At 64.4% G+C, this 16,885-nt stretch carries 19 protein-coding genes; 10 read left to right on the forward strand and 9 right to left on the reverse strand.

Annotated elements, in window-relative coordinates; translation table 11 throughout:
- Positions 1-166: 166 nt before the first annotated feature.
- Together QZZ29_RS08615 and QZZ29_RS08620 are read right to left on the reverse strand one after the other, a co-directional pair.
- On the reverse strand, positions 167-493 hold the full coding sequence (locus QZZ29_RS08615) for a toxin-antitoxin system HicB family antitoxin (protein WP_291382597.1): 327 nt from the start codon (positions 491-493) through the stop codon (positions 167-169).
- A complete protein-coding gene (locus tag QZZ29_RS08620; protein WP_291382599.1) occupies positions 490-750 on the reverse strand; it encodes a toxin HicA in 261 nt (86 codons plus the stop codon). The genes QZZ29_RS08615 and QZZ29_RS08620 overlap by 4 nt, the downstream gene beginning before the upstream one ends.
- 208 nt (positions 751-958) lie before the next feature.
- Between QZZ29_RS08620 and QZZ29_RS08625 the strand changes: the two genes are divergently transcribed.
- The 3 genes from QZZ29_RS08625 to QZZ29_RS08635 all read left to right on the forward strand — a co-directional run bounded on the left by QZZ29_RS08625 (position 959) and on the right by QZZ29_RS08635 (position 2,246).
- Positions 959-1,318 (forward strand): exonuclease domain-containing protein, encoded by a 360-nt coding sequence (locus QZZ29_RS08625; protein WP_291382601.1) that lies wholly within the window; start codon positions 959-961, stop codon positions 1,316-1,318.
- A 73-nt stretch (positions 1,319-1,391) separates the two neighbouring features.
- Positions 1,392-1,808, forward strand: coding sequence for a hypothetical protein (locus tag QZZ29_RS08630; protein WP_291382603.1), 417 nt, complete (start codon positions 1,392-1,394; stop codon positions 1,806-1,808).
- A 9-nt stretch (positions 1,809-1,817) separates the two neighbouring features.
- The gene (locus QZZ29_RS08635; RefSeq protein WP_291382604.1) at positions 1,818-2,246 is read left to right on the forward strand and encodes a hypothetical protein; all 429 of its coding nucleotides are present in this window, start codon (positions 1,818-1,820) and stop codon (positions 2,244-2,246) included.
- On the opposite strand, the gene QZZ29_RS08640 is transcribed toward QZZ29_RS08635, so the two are convergent.
- Positions 2,206-2,913, reverse strand: a complete 708-nt coding sequence (locus tag QZZ29_RS08640; protein WP_291382605.1) for an RES family NAD+ phosphorylase — start codon at positions 2,911-2,913, stop codon at positions 2,206-2,208. The two genes, QZZ29_RS08635 and QZZ29_RS08640, sit on opposite strands and share 41 nt — an antisense overlap.
- Positions 2,897-3,289, reverse strand: a complete 393-nt coding sequence (locus QZZ29_RS08645; protein ID WP_291382607.1) for a hypothetical protein — start codon at positions 3,287-3,289, stop codon at positions 2,897-2,899. The genes QZZ29_RS08640 and QZZ29_RS08645 overlap by 17 nt, the downstream gene beginning before the upstream one ends.
- A 302-nt stretch (positions 3,290-3,591) precedes the next feature.
- Between QZZ29_RS08645 and QZZ29_RS08650 the strand changes: the two genes are divergently transcribed.
- Positions 3,592-4,350, forward strand: a complete 759-nt coding sequence (locus QZZ29_RS08650) for a hypothetical protein (RefSeq protein WP_291382609.1) — start codon at positions 3,592-3,594, stop codon at positions 4,348-4,350.
- Between the two features lie 583 nt (positions 4,351-4,933).
- Positions 4,934-8,374: a bifunctional RecB family nuclease/DEAD/DEAH box helicase gene (locus QZZ29_RS08655; RefSeq protein ID WP_291382611.1), complete on the forward strand. Its 3,441-nt coding sequence runs from the start codon at positions 4,934-4,936 to the stop codon at positions 8,372-8,374.
- Positions 8,375-8,464: 90 nt separating this feature from the next.
- Here the strand turns inward: QZZ29_RS08655 and QZZ29_RS08660 are convergent, their stop codons facing one another.
- The 3 genes from QZZ29_RS08660 to QZZ29_RS08670 form a co-directional block, all read right to left on the reverse strand.
- Positions 8,465-9,043, reverse strand: coding sequence for a hypothetical protein (locus QZZ29_RS08660; RefSeq protein ID WP_291382613.1), 579 nt, complete (start codon positions 9,041-9,043; stop codon positions 8,465-8,467).
- Positions 9,044-9,054: 11 nt separating this feature from the next.
- Entirely contained in the window at positions 9,055-9,783 is a 729-nt protein-coding gene (locus tag QZZ29_RS08665) for an HIRAN domain-containing protein (protein WP_291382615.1), read from the reverse strand.
- 155 nt (positions 9,784-9,938) lie between these two features.
- A complete protein-coding gene (locus QZZ29_RS08670) occupies positions 9,939-10,181 on the reverse strand; it encodes a hypothetical protein (RefSeq protein WP_291382616.1) in 243 nt (80 codons plus the stop codon).
- 108 nt (positions 10,182-10,289) lie between these two features.
- Between QZZ29_RS08670 and QZZ29_RS08675 the strand changes: the two genes are divergently transcribed.
- The 3 genes from QZZ29_RS08675 (at position 10,290) to QZZ29_RS08685 (ending at position 11,913) form a co-directional block, all read left to right on the forward strand.
- Entirely contained in the window at positions 10,290-10,568 is a 279-nt protein-coding gene (locus tag QZZ29_RS08675) for a hypothetical protein (RefSeq protein WP_291382618.1), read from the forward strand.
- Positions 10,569-10,685: 117 nt separating this feature from the next.
- On the forward strand, positions 10,686-10,928 hold the full coding sequence (locus QZZ29_RS08680) for a hypothetical protein (RefSeq protein WP_291382619.1): 243 nt from the start codon (positions 10,686-10,688) through the stop codon (positions 10,926-10,928).
- Positions 10,929-11,097: 169 nt separating this feature from the next.
- A complete protein-coding gene (locus QZZ29_RS08685; RefSeq protein WP_291382620.1) occupies positions 11,098-11,913 on the forward strand; it encodes a hypothetical protein in 816 nt (271 codons plus the stop codon).
- A gap of 126 nt (positions 11,914-12,039) precedes the next feature.
- Here the strand turns inward: QZZ29_RS08685 and QZZ29_RS08690 are convergent, their stop codons facing one another.
- Positions 12,040-12,792 (reverse strand): hypothetical protein, encoded by a 753-nt coding sequence (locus QZZ29_RS08690; RefSeq protein ID WP_291382621.1) that lies wholly within the window; start codon positions 12,790-12,792, stop codon positions 12,040-12,042.
- Between the two features lie 106 nt (positions 12,793-12,898).
- Positions 12,899-14,410, reverse strand: coding sequence for a hypothetical protein (locus QZZ29_RS08695; RefSeq protein ID WP_291382623.1), 1,512 nt, complete (start codon positions 14,408-14,410; stop codon positions 12,899-12,901).
- A 377-nt stretch (positions 14,411-14,787) separates the two neighbouring features.
- Here QZZ29_RS08695 and QZZ29_RS08700 point away from each other — a divergent pair, with 377 nt between their 5' ends.
- Together QZZ29_RS08700 and QZZ29_RS08705 are read left to right on the forward strand one after the other, a co-directional pair.
- Entirely contained in the window at positions 14,788-15,114 is a 327-nt protein-coding gene (locus tag QZZ29_RS08700) for a nucleotide pyrophosphohydrolase (RefSeq protein ID WP_291382625.1), read from the forward strand.
- The gene (locus QZZ29_RS08705) at positions 15,104-16,822 is read left to right on the forward strand and encodes a DNA/RNA helicase domain-containing protein (protein WP_291382627.1); all 1,719 of its coding nucleotides are present in this window, start codon (positions 15,104-15,106) and stop codon (positions 16,820-16,822) included. Before QZZ29_RS08700 ends, QZZ29_RS08705 begins: the two co-directional genes overlap by 11 nt.
- Positions 16,823-16,885: the final 63 nt, after the last annotated feature.

A 16,885-nucleotide genomic window follows, 5' to 3' on the forward strand; every position in this document is an offset into this window, starting at 1 on the left:
ACCAGGTGAGGCACGCACCCAACTTTCGCGAGCATCTTGACATGAGGCACTACGGTGCCTGCGCCTGATCTGTGGACACGCCCCGGCCTCGCGCCTACGGTGCGCCCGCCAAGTTGGGCGAGTGTTGCGCGCCCGCCGATCGGGGGATCCGATGTCGCTGCTCGCTCTATCGCGCAGCGAGGGTGTCGCTCACGAGCCGGTTCATGGAGACGCCTGACTGTGCGGCCTTGATCGCGAGTTCGCGATGCCGGGCGGGCGTGAGGCGCACCACGAACTTCCCGGAGTAGTCGCGGTCCGCAAGCGAGGCGGGCGGCTGAGAGCCTTCGGCGACCATCTGCGCTACCACGTCGTCCACGAGGCGTCGGATGCCCGCGAAGGCTGCTTGCTCGTCGGCGTCGAGCCACGACAGCGAGGGAAACTCTGCAACGGTCCCGACGTACTCGCCATCCTCGGGAGACCAGGAGACCTGGTAGGTGTAATGGTTCGTGCTCACTGAGGGTCTCCTCTCTCTCGGTCAAGTCGCTCAAGCGCGGCCAACACCTGACGGACCTGATAGGGCTTGGCCTGCCCGTTCCTGTTCTGGATGTTCACCCTTGGGTCGCCCGCCCAGGGGGTGCGGTACACCTCGTGTGAGCCGGAGCCTCCGACCGGATCGCCGAAGAAGTGCCGACACACAGATGCGAGATCGTCGAACGACACGGATGCGGGCGCTCGCCGCATCTGCTCCACTCTCTTCTCAATCTTGCTCATAGCGATAGTACTACTACCGGTATCAACACGAAAGAGCGCTGGCGGTCCTCGACCTCGGTGTTCGTCACGGCGCTCCCCCTCTGCGGGCCTATCGGCTCGTGTGGCTACCCTCTCGCCGCCCACTGACATCGCGTCACGTGCCGGGGCCCGATCTGTGGACAGCCCCCACCCCGCGCTACTCTCAAGACAACTGAGGGAGGGGACCCCCATGACAGGCTTCGCCGTCATCGACCTTGAGACCACGGGCTTCGCCTACAACGGCGCTGACCGCATCTGCGAGGTCGGCGTCGTGCTCCTCGACAGAGAAGGAAACCGCGAGCACTCCTGGACCACCCTCATCAATCCCCAACGGGACCTGGGCGCGCAGCACGTCCACCACATCGACGCGACCGATGCCCGCGTCGCGCCCCGGTTTGAGGACATCGTGGGTGACCTCACCGAACTGCTGGCCGGGCGGGTGCTCGCCGCGCACAACAGCGCGTTCGACACCGCCTTCCTGATCGCCAAGTATGCGCGCGCCGGGTGGCCGCTCGCACTCACCCGCGAGGAGACGTTGTGCGCTCGGTAATGAACGCCGCGCGCCTGGCCCGCGCCTACGGTGCGCCCGCCAAGTTGGGCGAGTGTTGCGCGCACTACGTTGTTTGACAGACACCGGGGTGCCCCTCACAGATGCTCACGCGGCCCTCGCCGACGCTGAGGCCGCGGCCGGTTTGCTCGCCGCCTACATCGCGGCGTCTGGGTCGCGGCGCGAGTGGGACGGGTGGCTCGCGTTGGGCGAGTCGCTCCGGTGGCCTGCGCCGCCTCCGCGTGGGGTGGCGCCGGTGCTCAGGGGCACGACGCGTCCCGGCAGTGCCGTACTGGCGCGGGCGGTGGGGCACTTCGCCCCGGCGGAGGACGTCGCCGGCGCCGACGAATACCTGGACCTCCTGGACCGCGTGCTGCTGGACAGGAAGATCTCGGTACCGGAACGTCGTGCGCTTGAAGGCATGGCGACGACGCTGGGGCTGGGCGCCGCCGACGTCGCCCGGTTGAACCGTCACCACATGCTGCCTCTGTAGATAGCGGCGGTGGTGGACGCGGTGTGTGCGGACGACCAGTTCACGCGCGAGGAGCGGGCGCTCGTGATCCAGCTGGCGGGGCTGCTGGACTTGGGGGACCTCGAGGTGGAGGGTCTGCTGGCGGCGGCTCAGGCGCGGGTGACGACGGTGGCCGAGGGCGTGGAGCTGAAGCCGGGGGGCCTGGTGGTGTTCACGGGGTTCCCGGAGGCGCGCAAGGCGCAACTGCGTGTGGTGGCGGAGGCTCGGGGGCTGGTGGTGTGGCCTGCTGTGAAGAAGGGTGTGGCGGCGGTGATTGCTCAGGACCCAGGGAGCGGATCGGGCAAGGCGCGCAAGCCTCGGGAGTACGGGATTCCGGTGGTGGGGGATGGGGTGCTACGCGTGGCCGTTCCGCGCGGTTCTAGTGGACTGTCAGACCAAGATCCTTCGCAGCGGACTTGAGTACGGCGTCTGAGGCCTCGATGGGACTCTGCCTGACTACCTCGACTGGATAGTGGTCGAAGATCGCCCAGCAGATTTCGTGAGGGTCGTAGCGGGAGACGTACCGGATTCCCCCGTAGACGTTCACGCCCTCTTCGTCCTGGGCGGAGTAGATCGCGCGTGCAAGCATGCGGGTCGCTACCCGGTTCGCTGACGTGACCTCCGGGACGTCGATGTGTCCGATACCCATGGGCTTCAGGAACTCCTGGAGTACCGCCCCTAATGCAGTTCGGGTCTGGAGATCCGCGAGATCGACAAACATCGGGAGCCCGTTGCGGTGGCCTGCGCTGAGTTCGAAGATGGCTCGGGAGTCGCGCCAGTCAGCAGGCACCGAGCCCGGCAGCATGAACTGGGCGTCGTCGTCTGCGTCGGGCAAGACAACCCCTGGTGCAGGTCGGAGCACGCCCAAGGTCTCAACGAAGGCAATTCGTGAGGTGGATCCTGCGTAGAGGACGCCCCCTCCCACTACATCCCAGCGGTGCCCCGCCTTTGGGTCGGCATCGTCTTCCGGTCGGATCCGCGAGTACCGCGTCGCCGCGTGTTTGCGGGCGACCCGGTACACCGTCGAGGGGAGGGCGACCGTCCGGACATGTGGACCGTCCGCGCCCGCCTCACCCTCCTGCGGCATAGGCCCTTGAGGCCGCCATCACGGCCCGGTAGTCACCGTCTCGGATTGCTTCAGCTGGCGACACATCGTCCAGATGTGGGTTGACGCCCATTAGCCAGGCGCGAACCTCGTGGGCGGAGCGCCCGGGAGCATCTCCGTCTTCGGTCATGAGGAAGCGGTACACGCGGTGAAAATTCTCGATGCGGCGTTCGACATCAAGGCTCCTGGGCGGGTTCACTCCGCGTGCCCAACGACCTACTGTGGAGACGTCTGCACCGAGGGTGAACGCCACGAGGGCCTTACCTAGGTTGTCAACAAGCTCTGTGACCTTGTTCGCAAACTGCCCGTCTACGGCCTCATTCGCAGTCGTGATGGTTCCGCTGTTGCTGCGCGTCATGAGATGGTCCCTTTCTCCTTGCCCTCAGTCTCTCTGACTGATCTGCCTCACGCAAGAGCATTGCCGTGTATTTCCACAGTCTATGCACACTCTATCCAGAGGTTATGCACGCGTTCTGCACTAGCGGTAATTCAACGCACCATACGAGGTTGGCTGTTCCCGCGCCAGTGGGGCACGACAAATCAGTCCTTCGCGGCCCTCGCCGACGCTGAGGCCGCGGCCGGTTTGCTCGCCGCCTACATCGCGGCGTCGGGTTCGCGCCGCGAGTGGGATGGGTGGCTCGCGTTGGGTGAGTCGCTGCGGTGGCCCGCGCCGACGTCGCCCGGCTGAACCGTCACTACATGCTGGGCGTGGAACTGAAGCCGAGGTACCTGGTGGTGTTCAGGGGGTTCCCGGAGGCGCGCAAGGCTCGGGAGTACGGGATCCCGGTGGTGGGGGACGGGGTGCTGGCTGGGTCATTGCACCGCGAAGGTCGTCGCGTCGCACGCCGTGGATACCCTCTCCTCAGAGGGTCCACACGGGGGGTTCAGGTGTCGAGTCAGATGTTTAGCGACGAATCGAAGGAGCGGGGCTACCGCATGGCCGCGGTCGTGGTGCGCTCGGCCGTTGTCGCGCAGGTTCGCCGCGACTGCGGGTCGTGGGCCGCGCCGGGTTCTCGACGCTTCCACGCGCGCAAAGAAAGTGACGCACGCCGCAAGGAGGCACTCAGCAAGTTGAGCCTCATGGGTGATGACCTTTCGATCGTCATCGTGGAACGTCGTGCCCGCATGAGGGAGGCCGAACTGCGAGAGTTGGTCTTGGTGGGGCTGGCGCAATGGGCTGCGGAGAATGGGGTCTCGCGCTGGATCATTGAGCTTGATGAGTCTGCTCGGAAGGCCGACAATCGAGCATTGAGCAATTTCAGTAAGTCGACCGTTTCGTCAGACTTCGAATATCTGCACATGGCGGGCCCGGACGAACCGATCCTGTGGGTGGCGGATCTCGCGGCGTGGGCTTGGACCAAGGGTGGGCACTATCGGAGCAAGATCGAGCCCCTCGTCACAAGGCGCGTTGTGCTCTAGACAGCGCGAAACCCGGCTCACCAACCGTCCGGATGGCTGCCGGGTTCACTTCTCGGAACTACTGTTCCTCGCGTTTACGAGTCTCGCACGGGCGCGGGGGCACGTCAAGAGAAATCCGACCCGGCCTCATCCCGTACCTCTTCTGTTGACGTCTCGCCCGCTACGCCGGAAGACCCGGGGTACCCGGCGAGGAACTGTCGGTACATGACCTGGTTGGGGAACGCGCCGCGCACGACGCCGTAGGCGACGCCAAGACAGTAGACCGAGTGCGTGCAGACATGTTCTGAGATACGCCCCTGCCCGCGACGTAGCGGGCGATCACTGCGGGAAGCGACGCCAGGCCGAGCGTGCCAGAGTCGTGACCGCCCACAAGGTTGGTCAGGGCGTGATGGCTTGCCGCGAAGCCGTCGATCACACTCTGCTCAACCATGAATGCGGACTTGATCGACCATGGCCTTGAACCTAGCGCCCCGCGTGCCGGCAACCCACTTCGACTCCAGACTCGTGGTTGCTCCACGGTCTGACATGTACGCGGGTCGCCCCTGCGCCATAGGCTTTCACCCAACACGGACGCGGGGGAAGCATGCACATCACTGACAACGGACGCATCAGGTGGAGCGCCTCGGACCTGGCCTCGGCCACCACGTGCGAGTTTGGCTTTCTGCGCGATCTCGACGTGAAGGCCGGGCGGCTCGAGGATCCGGGGTTCACGCCCGACGCCATGCGCGTGCGGGCCGGCGAGCTGGGCGACGTGCACGAGCAGCGTGTGCTCGCCCAGTATCGCGAGACATTCGGCGACGGCGTGGTGGTGATCCCCCGCCCCGGGCGCGGCAAGGAGTCCGAGGCCGTGGACGCCACCTTCGCGGCGTTCGCCGGCGGTGCGGACGTGGTCTTTCAGGCGGCCTTTTTGGACCACGACGGGGAGGCCACGTTCATCGGCTTCGCGGACTTCATCACCCGCCAACCAGACGGTAGCTACCGCGTCGAGGACACCAAACTTGCGCGGCGCGCGAAGGTCACGGCGCTGCTCCAGCTCGCCGCCTACGCGGACCAGTTGGAGCGACGCGGAGTTCCAGTGGACGGCACCGTCACGCTGATTCTGGGCGACGGCCGACGCTCGGATCACCGCCTGGCCGACATCGCCCCCGTGTTCCAGCTCCGCCGCAAGCGGCTGCTCCAGATCATCGCCGAGCGCCAGGCCGAAGGAGACGTCCTGGCCTGGGGTGACGAGCGCTACGCGATCTGTGGGTCCTGCGACTGGTGTGGGCTTGAGGTCGAGCGCACCAACGACGTGCTCGGCGTTGCCAACCTGCGCCTTTCCCAGCGCACCAAGTTGCGCGCCCACGGCATCGAGACCGTCTCGGACCTCGCGGCGAGCGCCGGCGACATCCCCGGCATCGGGTCGTCGACCCTCGAGACGCTACGTAGCCAAGCTGCGCTGCAGGCGCAGCCGAAGGTCGACGGCAAGCCGCCCGTGCAGGTGGTTGACCCGACCGTGCTGGTGGCGCTCCCGCCGCCCAGTCCGGGGGACATGTTCTTCGACTTCGAGGGCGACCCCCTCTACGAGGAGGACGGCGTTTGGGGAGTGGATTACCTCTGGGGTTGGTGCGACACCGACGAGCGCTTCACCCCAATCTGGGCGCACTCGTTCGGTGAGGAGCGCCAGGCGCTGTTGACGTTCCTCGCGACCGTTGCCGAGCGGCGGGCCCAGTGGCCGGACATGCACGTGTATCACTACGCCCCGTACGAGAAGACTCACCTGCTGTCGGTTGCGGACCGTCACGGCGTGGGCGCGCCGGAGGTGGATGCGCTGCTGCGCGAGCACGTGTTGGTGGACCTCTATCCCTTGGTGCGCAAGTCGCTGCGCGTCGGCTCCGCGTCGTACTCCATCAAAAAGTTGGAGCCGCTGTATCTCACACGCAAGCGCGAGGGCGTGGACACGGCGGGGGACTCGGTGCAGGCCTACGCCGATGCGTGTGCGGCGCGAGACGAGGGCAACGCGGCGGAGTGGGACCGGCTCATCGAGATGATAGCTGACTACAACGAGGACGATGTTGTCTCGACGTTGCAGCTCAGGGACTACCTCAAGGGTTTCCAGGAGGAATACGGCATCAAGCCGGTTCCGCTCGTGCCGCGCCAGGAGGCCGAACCGTCGGACGCGCGGGCGCGGCTTAACGCCGCGCAGGAGATGCTGGCAAAGATTGACGTGGCGGGCGACCCGGATCGTGAACTCCTGGTCGCGATGGCATCGGCGGCGACGGCTTTCCACGCGAACGAGGGTCGGATCTTCTGGCAATCACACTTTTCGCGCCTGGTGCTGCCGATGCTGGACTGGGAGGACGAGCGCGACGTGTTCATCGTCGAGCGCGGTGTGATCCTCACCGATTGGCACCTACCGACCGCGCGCACCAAGGTCCTGCGCCGCCGCATCCGCGTGGAGGGGCATGCCGCGCCTGGGTCTCGATGGAGTGAATCGTCCAAGCCGATCGCGCTCTTCGAGCACCCCGCGCCCTTCACCAACGTCAATGCCGAACCCGGCGCTAGGTCGTGGAACGACCGAGTGACGGTCGTGGACGTCGGCGATGACTGGCTCGAGCTCGAAGAGATGCTCCCCAAGGGCGCCGACGAGTGCACGGAGCTGCCCTCGGCAATTGTTCCCGGCCAACCGCCAAACGCGACCATCTTGGCGGACGCGATCGCGGCCTGGTCCCTGACTGTCTGCCCGCCTCCGCTCGCGCAGGTTCGCAACGCGTGCGTGGACATTCTCTTGCGCCAACCGCCGGCGCTGACGTCCGGCACGCTGGCGACCGTGACGGGCGACGACTACACCGCGCACGTGGTCGACTCGGTGCTGCGCCTCGACCACTCGTACCTGGCCGTTCAGGGTCCCCCAGGAACGGGCAAGACGTATGTGGGTTCGCACGTGATCAAGAGGCTGGTCGAGGACCATGGCTGGAAGATCGGGGTGGTGTCGCAGTCGCACCGCGCCGTGGAGAACATGCTGAACGCCATTGTGGACAAGGCCGGGCTCGACAAGAGCCTGGTGGGCAAGGAACTGCAGGCGGGTGATTCCGGCGGCCAGGTGTCGTTCACGGCGTTGCCAAAGAGTGGCCAGGCGGGGTTCATCGCCGAGCATCCGAGCGGGTTCGTCCTTGGAGGAACGGCGTGGACATTCGCGAACGGCAATCGCGTGTCGTCGGGGTCACTCGACCTTCTGGTGATTGACGAGGCAGGGCAGTTCTCGCTGCCCATGACCATCGCGTCGGCCGCGGCGGCGCGCAACCTGTTGCTGTTGGGCGACCCTCAGCAACTGCCTCAGGTGACGCAGGCGCACCACGACTCGAACGTGGACAGCTCTGCGCTGGGGTGGCTGGGCGAGGGCCACGACGTGCTGCCGCCGGAGTTTGGCTACTTTCTGGCCACCACGCGCCGCATGCACCCGGACCTCACCCACGCGGTGTCGCGGCTGTCTTATGAAGACCAACTGGCGGCGCATCCGACGGTGTTGGGGCGTCACTTGGAGGGCGTGGAGCCCGGCCTGCGGCCGGCTCCGGTGACCCACGCGGGGAACACGCTGGAGTCTCCGGAGGAGGCGGCGGAGGTGGTGCGGATCGCGCGTTCCGTGCTGGGTGCGCCGTGGACCGATCCCTCGGCCGACCCCAAGCGCGTGGAGGACCCGCTTGGTGAGGACGACATCATCGTCATCACGCCCTACAACGCCCAGGTGAATACGGTCCGCACGGCGCTCGCCGATGCGGGACTGGCCGGCGTGCGCGTGGGCACGGTAGACAAGTTCCAGGGGCAGGAGGCGGCGGTGTGCATTGTGACGATGGCGGCCTCGTCGGCGCGAGACGTGGCACGTGGCACGGAGTTTCTGCTCAACCGCAACCGGCTCAATGTCGCGATCTCCCGCGGCCAGTGGGTGACGTTCCTGGTGCACTCACCGGGACTGCTCGATGCGATGCCGCAATCTCCGGAGCGGTTGGTGGAGTTGGGAAGGTTTGCCGGGTTGGTTATTTCGTGACCCACCCCAGGGGATTGAAGAATCGACAAATAGACGCACGATTTCGTGGCGGGGTACGCCTACTCTTCGTGTGTGTGCATGGCCTGCGACCTACCCGCCGAGCATGTATAGCGCGGTGTCGACGTCGCGCGCCGTCCAAGTGTCGTTCGGCTCCGAAACCAGCGCACGCAGGGCGTGCACTTCTTCGATGTACCGCCTGTAGTGGCCGCGACCGCCGCGCACGGGCCGTTCTAGGACGGTCTCGAGCGCATAGTTCGCACGCCGGTCAAAGACGGCCAAGTTGTCTCGGTCGAAGGCCGTGAGTAGCGCACTGACGAACGCATCTCCGTGCGCGAAACCCGGGAGCTCTGCCAAGATACTTCGCGCTGCCTGGGCTCTGGCTGGGACATCGGACAACGGTTCATCCCTATAGACGGACAGGGCTCTTCCGGTGACATCTCGCACCTTTGCGTCCGCGGTAGCACCCAGGCTAGAAGCCCAGCGCGTGTTGGCCTGGAGTCGCTTCCACAGAACAAGACCACCAAGATCAAGCTTCGTCGCGTACCCGTTCTCGCGCACTCTTTCGGCGACGTCGTTGAAGACCTCGTCGTAATGCGGCGAAATCATGCCTACGTATGCAGCGCGCGCATCCTTGAGTTTTGAACGGGTCTCATCTTCGGACAGCGGCATGGCGGGAGAACCTAGTTTCGGACGGCGTCCACGCGGCACAGGACCTTGACGTGGTCGGGTGCGTCGAGGTTCACGCGCTCGGCGACGGCGGAGAGGTCCCAGCCGTCCACCAGGAGTTGGTCAACGTCAGCACAAAGCCAGTCGGGCACATAGCCAATTTTGCGTCCGTCCGCGGTGTTGATGAGGACTGCACGAGGGTTGCCGGGGTTGTCGCCATCGCGGCGGAGTGCGAGGCCACTTCCGCTCGAGACGGTGCGCAATACGCCCTCGGCTTCGTCGGTGTGACTGATTCCCGAGACGAAGAATCGACTAGTGAAGTGGTCGTCCAGTTGCGTCGGAACGTCAAGGATGTGGAAGGTGTCGGTAACCCGGCTCCCTCCGGTGCGAGCCAAGACCTCCACCGGCAATGACACGGTCTCAAGGCTCTGGTCGATGCCCAACCACGCGAGGTACTGCGGGTAGGACGGCCGCTCGGCTGACATCACGCGGTTTGCGAAGAACGCAGGGAGTTCGTTCGATACGTAGACGCGCTCGCGGTCGGGGTAGTCATCGAGTTGGAAGAACTCGGCGTCCTCGGCGTCTTCCGACACGTAGTGAAATGCAAAACGACCCCCAGCAAGCAGATCGAGGCGTCCAACCTTCACAAATCTGCGGGTCGCGGGACTCTGCCATACGAGCAGAAGGGAACGCTGGCTGGTGCTGAGATCTACATCACCTGGGAACTTGAGCTCGGTAGCCATCCAACAACCTCCTTCGATTCGCTTCAACCACATGCTTGACAGTCGCGCGCCGCGCTCGGGACCCTCGCCTTCGGCAGGCAGACTTCCTGGGGAAGCGCGGTGTGCGGCCGACGTCCGCCTTCCTTAGGGGTCCAACTGACACATGTTGGCCAGGTCTACCGGGTGGCTCGTACACGCGGCTGGGCCGGCACCCGCTCCTCGTTCGAGGCGAACGACGTGGCGACTTGGTTGCGTAGCGCGGCACTGTCCAAAGCGCGACGCTCTGCGGCCGTCATCACTTCCGCTGGCTCAAGGATGAGGCGTCCCCCGGGGCCGACCTCAAGGATGTAGGTGTCCGACGTGGCGTAGCGCCCCAGGCTGACGCGCTTTCGGCCGTCGAGTTGAACAACGATAGACATATTCGCTCCTCGCCAGGATGTTCGGGTACAGGCCCGATTTCCACAGATTACCACACTCTTGCCCCGTTACCCCAATGCGGCATAGGGGCAAAGTGTACGATGGGAGGTATGGCTAAGGTTGAGTTTAGGTCTGCGGCGGTGGCGCAGGCGTATAACGTGCTGTGCGATCAGGACGAGGCGATCGAGGACGCCTTGGAGTGGCTACGAGAGCGACTCGGTGACGACCCGCGACGAGTTCGGTCACGAGATTATTCGGTACCTGGCCAAGGTGTGGCTCATATGAGCACCGCCGGACTGTCTGGCAAGGACGGGCACGTGACGATAGTTTGGCGCCTGGAGGCGTCTTCGGTAGTGATCTACGGAGTCCTTTTCGATCCCCTGGGATGACTTCCCGGGCCTGCGTTCGCGGTGACACCGTCCCGTGGCGGCGAGGGCGATCGACGTTGCCTGACGCCCTGGGAGCCCAAGCGGGAGCGTCGTCCGTAGTTGAGGGAGGGGACCCACATGACCGGCTTCGCAGTCATCGACCTGGAGACCACCGGGTTCGCGTACAACAACACGGAACGGGTGTGCGAGATCCGCGTGGTGCTCGTGGCCCCCGACGGTCGCCGCGAGGACTGCTGGTCCACCCTGGTCAATCCCCAGAGAGACTTGGGCGCGCAGCACGTGCACCGCATCGACGCGCTCGCTTGCTTTGACACCGCGCGCGCATCGCGCCCGTCTTTGCCGACGTGGTGGGCGACCTGACGGACCTGCTGGCGGGACGTGTAGTCGTGGCGCACAACAGCGCGTTCGACGCATCGTTCTTGGTGGCCGAATATGCGCGAGCCGGGTGGCCGCTGGACTTGCGCCATGACATGACGTTGTGCACGATGCGTCTGGCAGGGCAGTTTGGGGCGCCCGCGAAGCTGGGGGCGTGTTGCGCGCACAGTGCCGATTGACAGACACCGGCGTTCCGCTGGCCGATGCCCACGCCGCCCTTGCCGATGCCGAGGCCACCGCCGCGCTGCTGACCGCGTACATGCGGGCGTCGGGCGAGCGGCGGATGTGGGACGAGTGGTTGGCGTTTGGCGAGACGATGCGGTGGCCGGCCCCGCCGCGGCTCGCGACTCCGCCGGTGTGGCGCGGGTTTGCCCGTCAACTGACCGCTCCGGGGAGCGACCTGATGGATCGGGTGGCAGGGTCGTTCGAGCGGGTCGAGGGCCTTGACGGCGCCGACGAGTACCTGGACCTGCTGGACCGGGTACTGCTGGACCGGAAGATCTCGGGGCCGGAACGCAGGGCACTGGACGGGATGGCCGGTGCTTTGGGTTTGGGTGCCGACGACGTGGCCCGCCTGAACCGGCACTACATGCTGGGCGTGGTGGACGCGGTGTGTGCGGACGACCAGCTCACGCACGAGGAGCGGGCGCTCGTGATCCAGTTGGCGGGGCTGCTTGATCTGGCTGACCTGGAGGTCGAGGCGTTGCTGGCTCGGGCTGCGGGGTTGGTGTCGCGGGTGGTTTCTGAGGTGGAGTTGAAGCCGGGGGATCTGGTGGTGTTGACGGGGATGTCGGAGGCTCGCAAGCGGAAGTTGACGGCGGTGGCCGAAGCACGGGGGCTGGTGGTGTGGCCCGGCGTGAAGAAGGGTGTGGCGGCGGTGATCGCTCAGGTCCCAGGGAGCGGGTCGGGCAAGGCGCGGAAGGCTCGGGAGTACGGGATCCCGGTGGTGGGGGAAGGGGTGCTTGGCTAGATGCGGAAGTCCCTCCCCGGATCGCGGTGCACAGTTCCACCTCCAAATGAGCAACTCGTCAATGTACCCGCGTGAGTGCCAGGGAAGATGGTCGGCAAGCGGCCGATCTGGTTGTGCGCCTGCGAGCTATTCTTCGTGGCTTTCTGCGCGTTTCTTGAGACGTGCCAATAGTTCCGCGTGCTGCGTGGCCACGCGTTCATCTCTGGCTACGCCGTCGCGCGTGTATACCGCCAGCGCACCTTCAGCCGACTCGCTCCACTTCTTCATCGTCGTGTTCATCTCGCGCAACGCTGTCGCGGCATCGTGCATGCCCCGCCTCTCAGTCCAAATCCGACTCTTGAAAACGGACCAGTCGAGCACGACCGGTTGCGATATGGGCTCATCATTGATGCCCAAGTAGTTGACGGTGCCCACATGGCGATCAGGCAGACCGGCGTCCTTGCGGTCGGGGCTGTGGTCCCAGAAGGTTCGCCACTCCTGGCCGGGTGCCAAGACTGCAATCTCGTGTGGAAGTTGGACGTCTTCCGCGGCTGCGCCAGCGTTCCCAGTACGTGAGGGCCAAGGGTCGATCTGAAACGTGACGCCATATGCAGCGGTCAATCCGTAGTTCTTCACGACCAGGTCGATGATGAGCGGTGTCACCGCGCTTGGCTCTGCGGACACGACGACGTACGGCTGTGAGCGCTTGGTGTCGAGTTCGCGCGCTTGCTTGCGGGCGCTGCGCACCTCCTGAACTTGCCTCCAAGCGAACACGGCAGCGCCAATTGCAATCACCGCGGTGATGGCGCCCGCTGCGGCGGCGATCCAATCGGCAATCGTGGGCGCACCGATTGCATGGACAACGCTATCTACCCAAGTGTCGATATCCTCGCGATCCATGGACACATGGTGGCGTCACGAGCGGCACGTTGACAAGTCCGGTAGCTAGCTAGCCGCCGCCGGTGGATGGCAGACCTGTCGAAATGTTCACGGAGCGCCGACGCGGCTACGACCCGACTTGCGCCTCGATCCATTTCCAGAACATGCGGAATGCCGCCTCTTCGAGTCGAGCACCGTTGCGTTGCAGGAAGCCCTTGAGTGCGGCTGCTGCGGCGATACGACTTTCCTTCGGTGCCTCGCTGTCCGCGAGTTCATGGACAGCCGAATCGAGATCGTTCCCGCGGCCTTCGGCATTTGCGTTGATGAATTCGAGTAGCTCTCGCGCTGTCGGGTTCAACTGGATATTGCCTGTCATGGATTGCGAGATGATCCCAGTCGCACTATGGATTACCTGCTGGTTGAAGACAATTTGCGCGGCCGGATCGATCGCAACCGGAACTGGCGCTCCAATGGAACTCGCAGAGAAGCTTGGTACCACTTGCTCGGCTAGTCGACCGAGAACGTCAGGTGGCACACTCTCGAATTCGTCTGAGAGTTCCCCTTCCAGGCTCTGCCGGATCGTGAGCAGCCTCGACTCACGCGTGTGCTTTGCGTCCAGTTCGACCCGTCGTACATCGCGCGAATAGCGCGCGACAAGCTCTCGCGCGGCTCCCTCGTCGAGACCAAACCCTGTCAGGATCGCTGTAGCTGCCTCTGAATTGTCGTGGAGGACTCGTATGAAGTCGCTGAATTCGGCGAGTTCGTCGTGCACGGTGCTCCTGCTCACCGATCCATCTCCATAGAACTCGATCACCCGCCCGCTCGATGTCTCGTATCCGTCTCGGCGAATTGACTCGCCCCTTGCTCTTCGAAGCCAGTCGGCGAACATGTCGATGAGCCGCGTGAGTTCGGCGTAGTAGATTCGACCTTCGGGCACGTAGAGGCGAAAAAGCAGGCCACGCCCCTCAGACTCGATGAAGTTCACCGCTACTTGCGTCGCTTCAAAGTTGCGGTGATAGGGGGTCACTTCAAGATGATGCCGCGACAGCAGTTCGGTGACTTTCGAACGGACTTCCGGACTCACCGTTCGGAAATAGCGCTCGTCAATTGGATCAAAAGCGTCCGCACCGTCGTCGTCCAGAAACATAGATGGCTCGGGAATCGACTCGCGCTCGATGCCAAGCACCGCTTCGTGGACGAGGATTAGACAAGGCTTCTTCGACAGGGATTCGAGAAGGTGCTCAGCGGCGTCGCGGTAGGGCTTGGTGCACAATCTCTCGTAGTCCTTGGCGGTGAGCTTCACGAGACAGGTCACGGTGCGCGGATCGTCGGCGATCCTTGCCATTGTCAGCCAATTCTCGGGACCCGAGGCGAGGCTCTTGCCGACATGGCGATCCCCGATGGTTTTGAGCTTCGTACTTATGCTCTCGGACATCAGTGTTCCGATGATCAAGTGTTGGTTTGTCTCGTCGGCCACGGTGCAATCCTGCCACGCGCCCTTGACTCGAATCTGCGCCATGACTTGTAGGGGTTCTTGGGCTGTTCCGGGTGCCTCGTCGTGGTCGTTGTGGGTATCGCTCGTGGATGGGTGGGGCAGTGTGCCGCCCGCCAGCGGCGGCAGCCGCGCCGGACGGCGCACGTCCACCCGCCTCACCGGTTCCGCTGACCTACCCGAGCATCGCACTGGGCCATCTATTCGAACCCGGAGGCCAACGCACGGCAGGGCTGCCAGTCAACGCGCACCCACAGTGTCACCCGGCTCCGTGCAGGTGCGGTGAGCACCTTCCCCAAGACCAACGAAACTCGCGGGTTGACGGGCGGCACGAGAGCGCGACGCTGAAGGATCGGATGGACCGCCCCACCAAAGCCCGGCGACCCAAGCCGGCCACCCCACGGGCGACCCGATCGCCGGGTGTATTGACGAGACGTGACTGGCAGTGCACCAGTCCGCACGGCTGTACCCGGTTGACTGGCCATCGACGGTCTGGCGTCAGCTGCGGATGCTAATGTCCCCACATGACCGACCCGGGGGTATTCGACGAACTCCGAGCCTTCGTCGCTGAACGCGATTGGGCGCAGTTCCACACGCCGGAGAACCTCGCTAAGAGCATCTCGATTGAGGCCGCGGAGCTTCTGGAGTGCTTCCAATGGAGCGCCGACGCAGACCCCGCTAGAGTCCGGGACGAACTCGCGGACGTCCTCACCTACTGCCTGCTCCTCGCGGACAAGTTGGGCCTCGACCCCGAAGCCATCGTTCTCGAGAAGCTCGCCGACACCCGCAAGAAGTACCCCGCGGACAAGGTCAAGGGAAGTAGCACGAAGTACGACGCCTATGAGGATTGAGCGGCTACCGTTCACCGCGGAGTCCGTACAGGCTTGGACCGAGCCAGGCGGGCGCCACCACAATTGGCCCGTCGTCTACGCGCTCAACGATGCGCGCGCGGTGTACGTAGGCGAGACCCTCAACGCCGCCGGGCGTATGAGGCAACACCTGGACAACCCAGAGAAACGACAACTCCGCTCGCTCCGGGTCGTGCTGGATGACACGTTCAACAAGTCGGTCTGCCTGGATCTCGAGTCCTATTTGATTCGCCTGTTCGCAGGCGACGGCCAGTACAAGGTCCTCAACCGCAACGACGGCATCACGGACTCTGACTATTACGACCGATCCCGCTACCGAGAACTCTTCGCCGAGATCTTCGAGCAGTTGCGGGCGGACGAGCTCTTCGCCCAAAGCATCGAGCAGATTGAGAACAGCGATCTCTTCAAGCTCTCTCCGTTCAAGGCGCTCAATCACGATCAAGAGTCGGCGATCGTGGACATCCTGGAGGGCCTGTTTGAGGACCTCGAAAACGACGCACCCAACAGGGTCGTGATTCAGGGCGGACCGGGCACGGGCAAGACCATCGTCGCGATCTACATGATGAAGCTGCTGCAAGATATTGCCAACACCGAGCCATCGGACGATGCGTCCACGGATTCGGTCTTTGCGGACTTCTTTGTCGAGGGTCACCGCGAACTGCTCGAGGGATTCAGGGTGGGGCTAGTCGTGCCCCAGCAGTCTCTGCGGAAGTCGATCAAGAACGTGTTCAAGCGCGTTCCGGGCCTTTCGCCCGCGATGGTCATGAGTCCGTTTGACGTAGTGAAGGCCGAGCGCAAGTTCGATCTCCTCGTAGTGGACGAGGCGCACCGTCTTGCACAGTACGGTGCCCAACCGGCACCCGCCGTGACCAAGCGATTCAGAGAGATCAATGAAGGCCTCGCGCTTCCTGGCGAAGACTGGATGCGCCTGACCCAACTGGATTGGGTGAGGCGCAAGAGCCGCCAGCAGCTCCTGTTCATAGACCGCGAGCAGAGCATCCGACCCATGGACTTACCGCCCGCGGTGGTGAACGAGGTGTGCAGCAGGGCAGCCCGGGAGTCCCGTAGTTACACGCTCCGCTCGCAGATGCGCGTGGCTGCGGGGGGTGACTACATCACTTACGTGAAGGAGGTGCTCAGCGATCATCCACCAGCGCAAGCACGCGCATTCTCTTCGTACGATCTGAGGTTTTTCGACGATCTCGGGGCCATGCGCCGGGAGATCTTCGAACGTGAAAGTGAAGCAGGCCTCGCGCGATTGCTCGCTGGCTACGGCTGGAAGTGGCGCAGCAAGACAGAGCCCGACGTGCCGGACATCGTCCTCGATGGCCTGGAGTTGTTCTGGAACCGCGCGGACACCGATTGGATCAACTCCCGTACGTCGCTCGAGGAGGTGGGATCCATCCATACAGTCCAGGGCTACGACCTTAACTATGCAGGCGTGATCATCGGCCCAGAGCTCTATTGGGATCGTGCGGCACGGGCGATCAGGCTAGACCGCAAGCAATACGCCGACACCAAAGGCAAGTCCAACAACACCGTCCTAGGCGTCACAACTACGGACGATGACGTCGTTGCACTAGTTCGCAACATCTACCGCGTGCTTCTCACCCGGGGCATGAAGGGCACGTACGTCTACGTCGTCGACCCGGCGCTGAGGGAACAGATGCGGCCATACTTCGGTGGCTAGCGGCGCATGTCAGGATGCTCGGCTACCCTGGCAAGTGATGTCGGCCGCGAGTCAGGGCCGAAT

The organism is Demequina sp. (assembly GCF_016278765.1).
GTDB lineage: Bacteria > Actinomycetota > Actinomycetes > Actinomycetales > Demequinaceae > Demequina.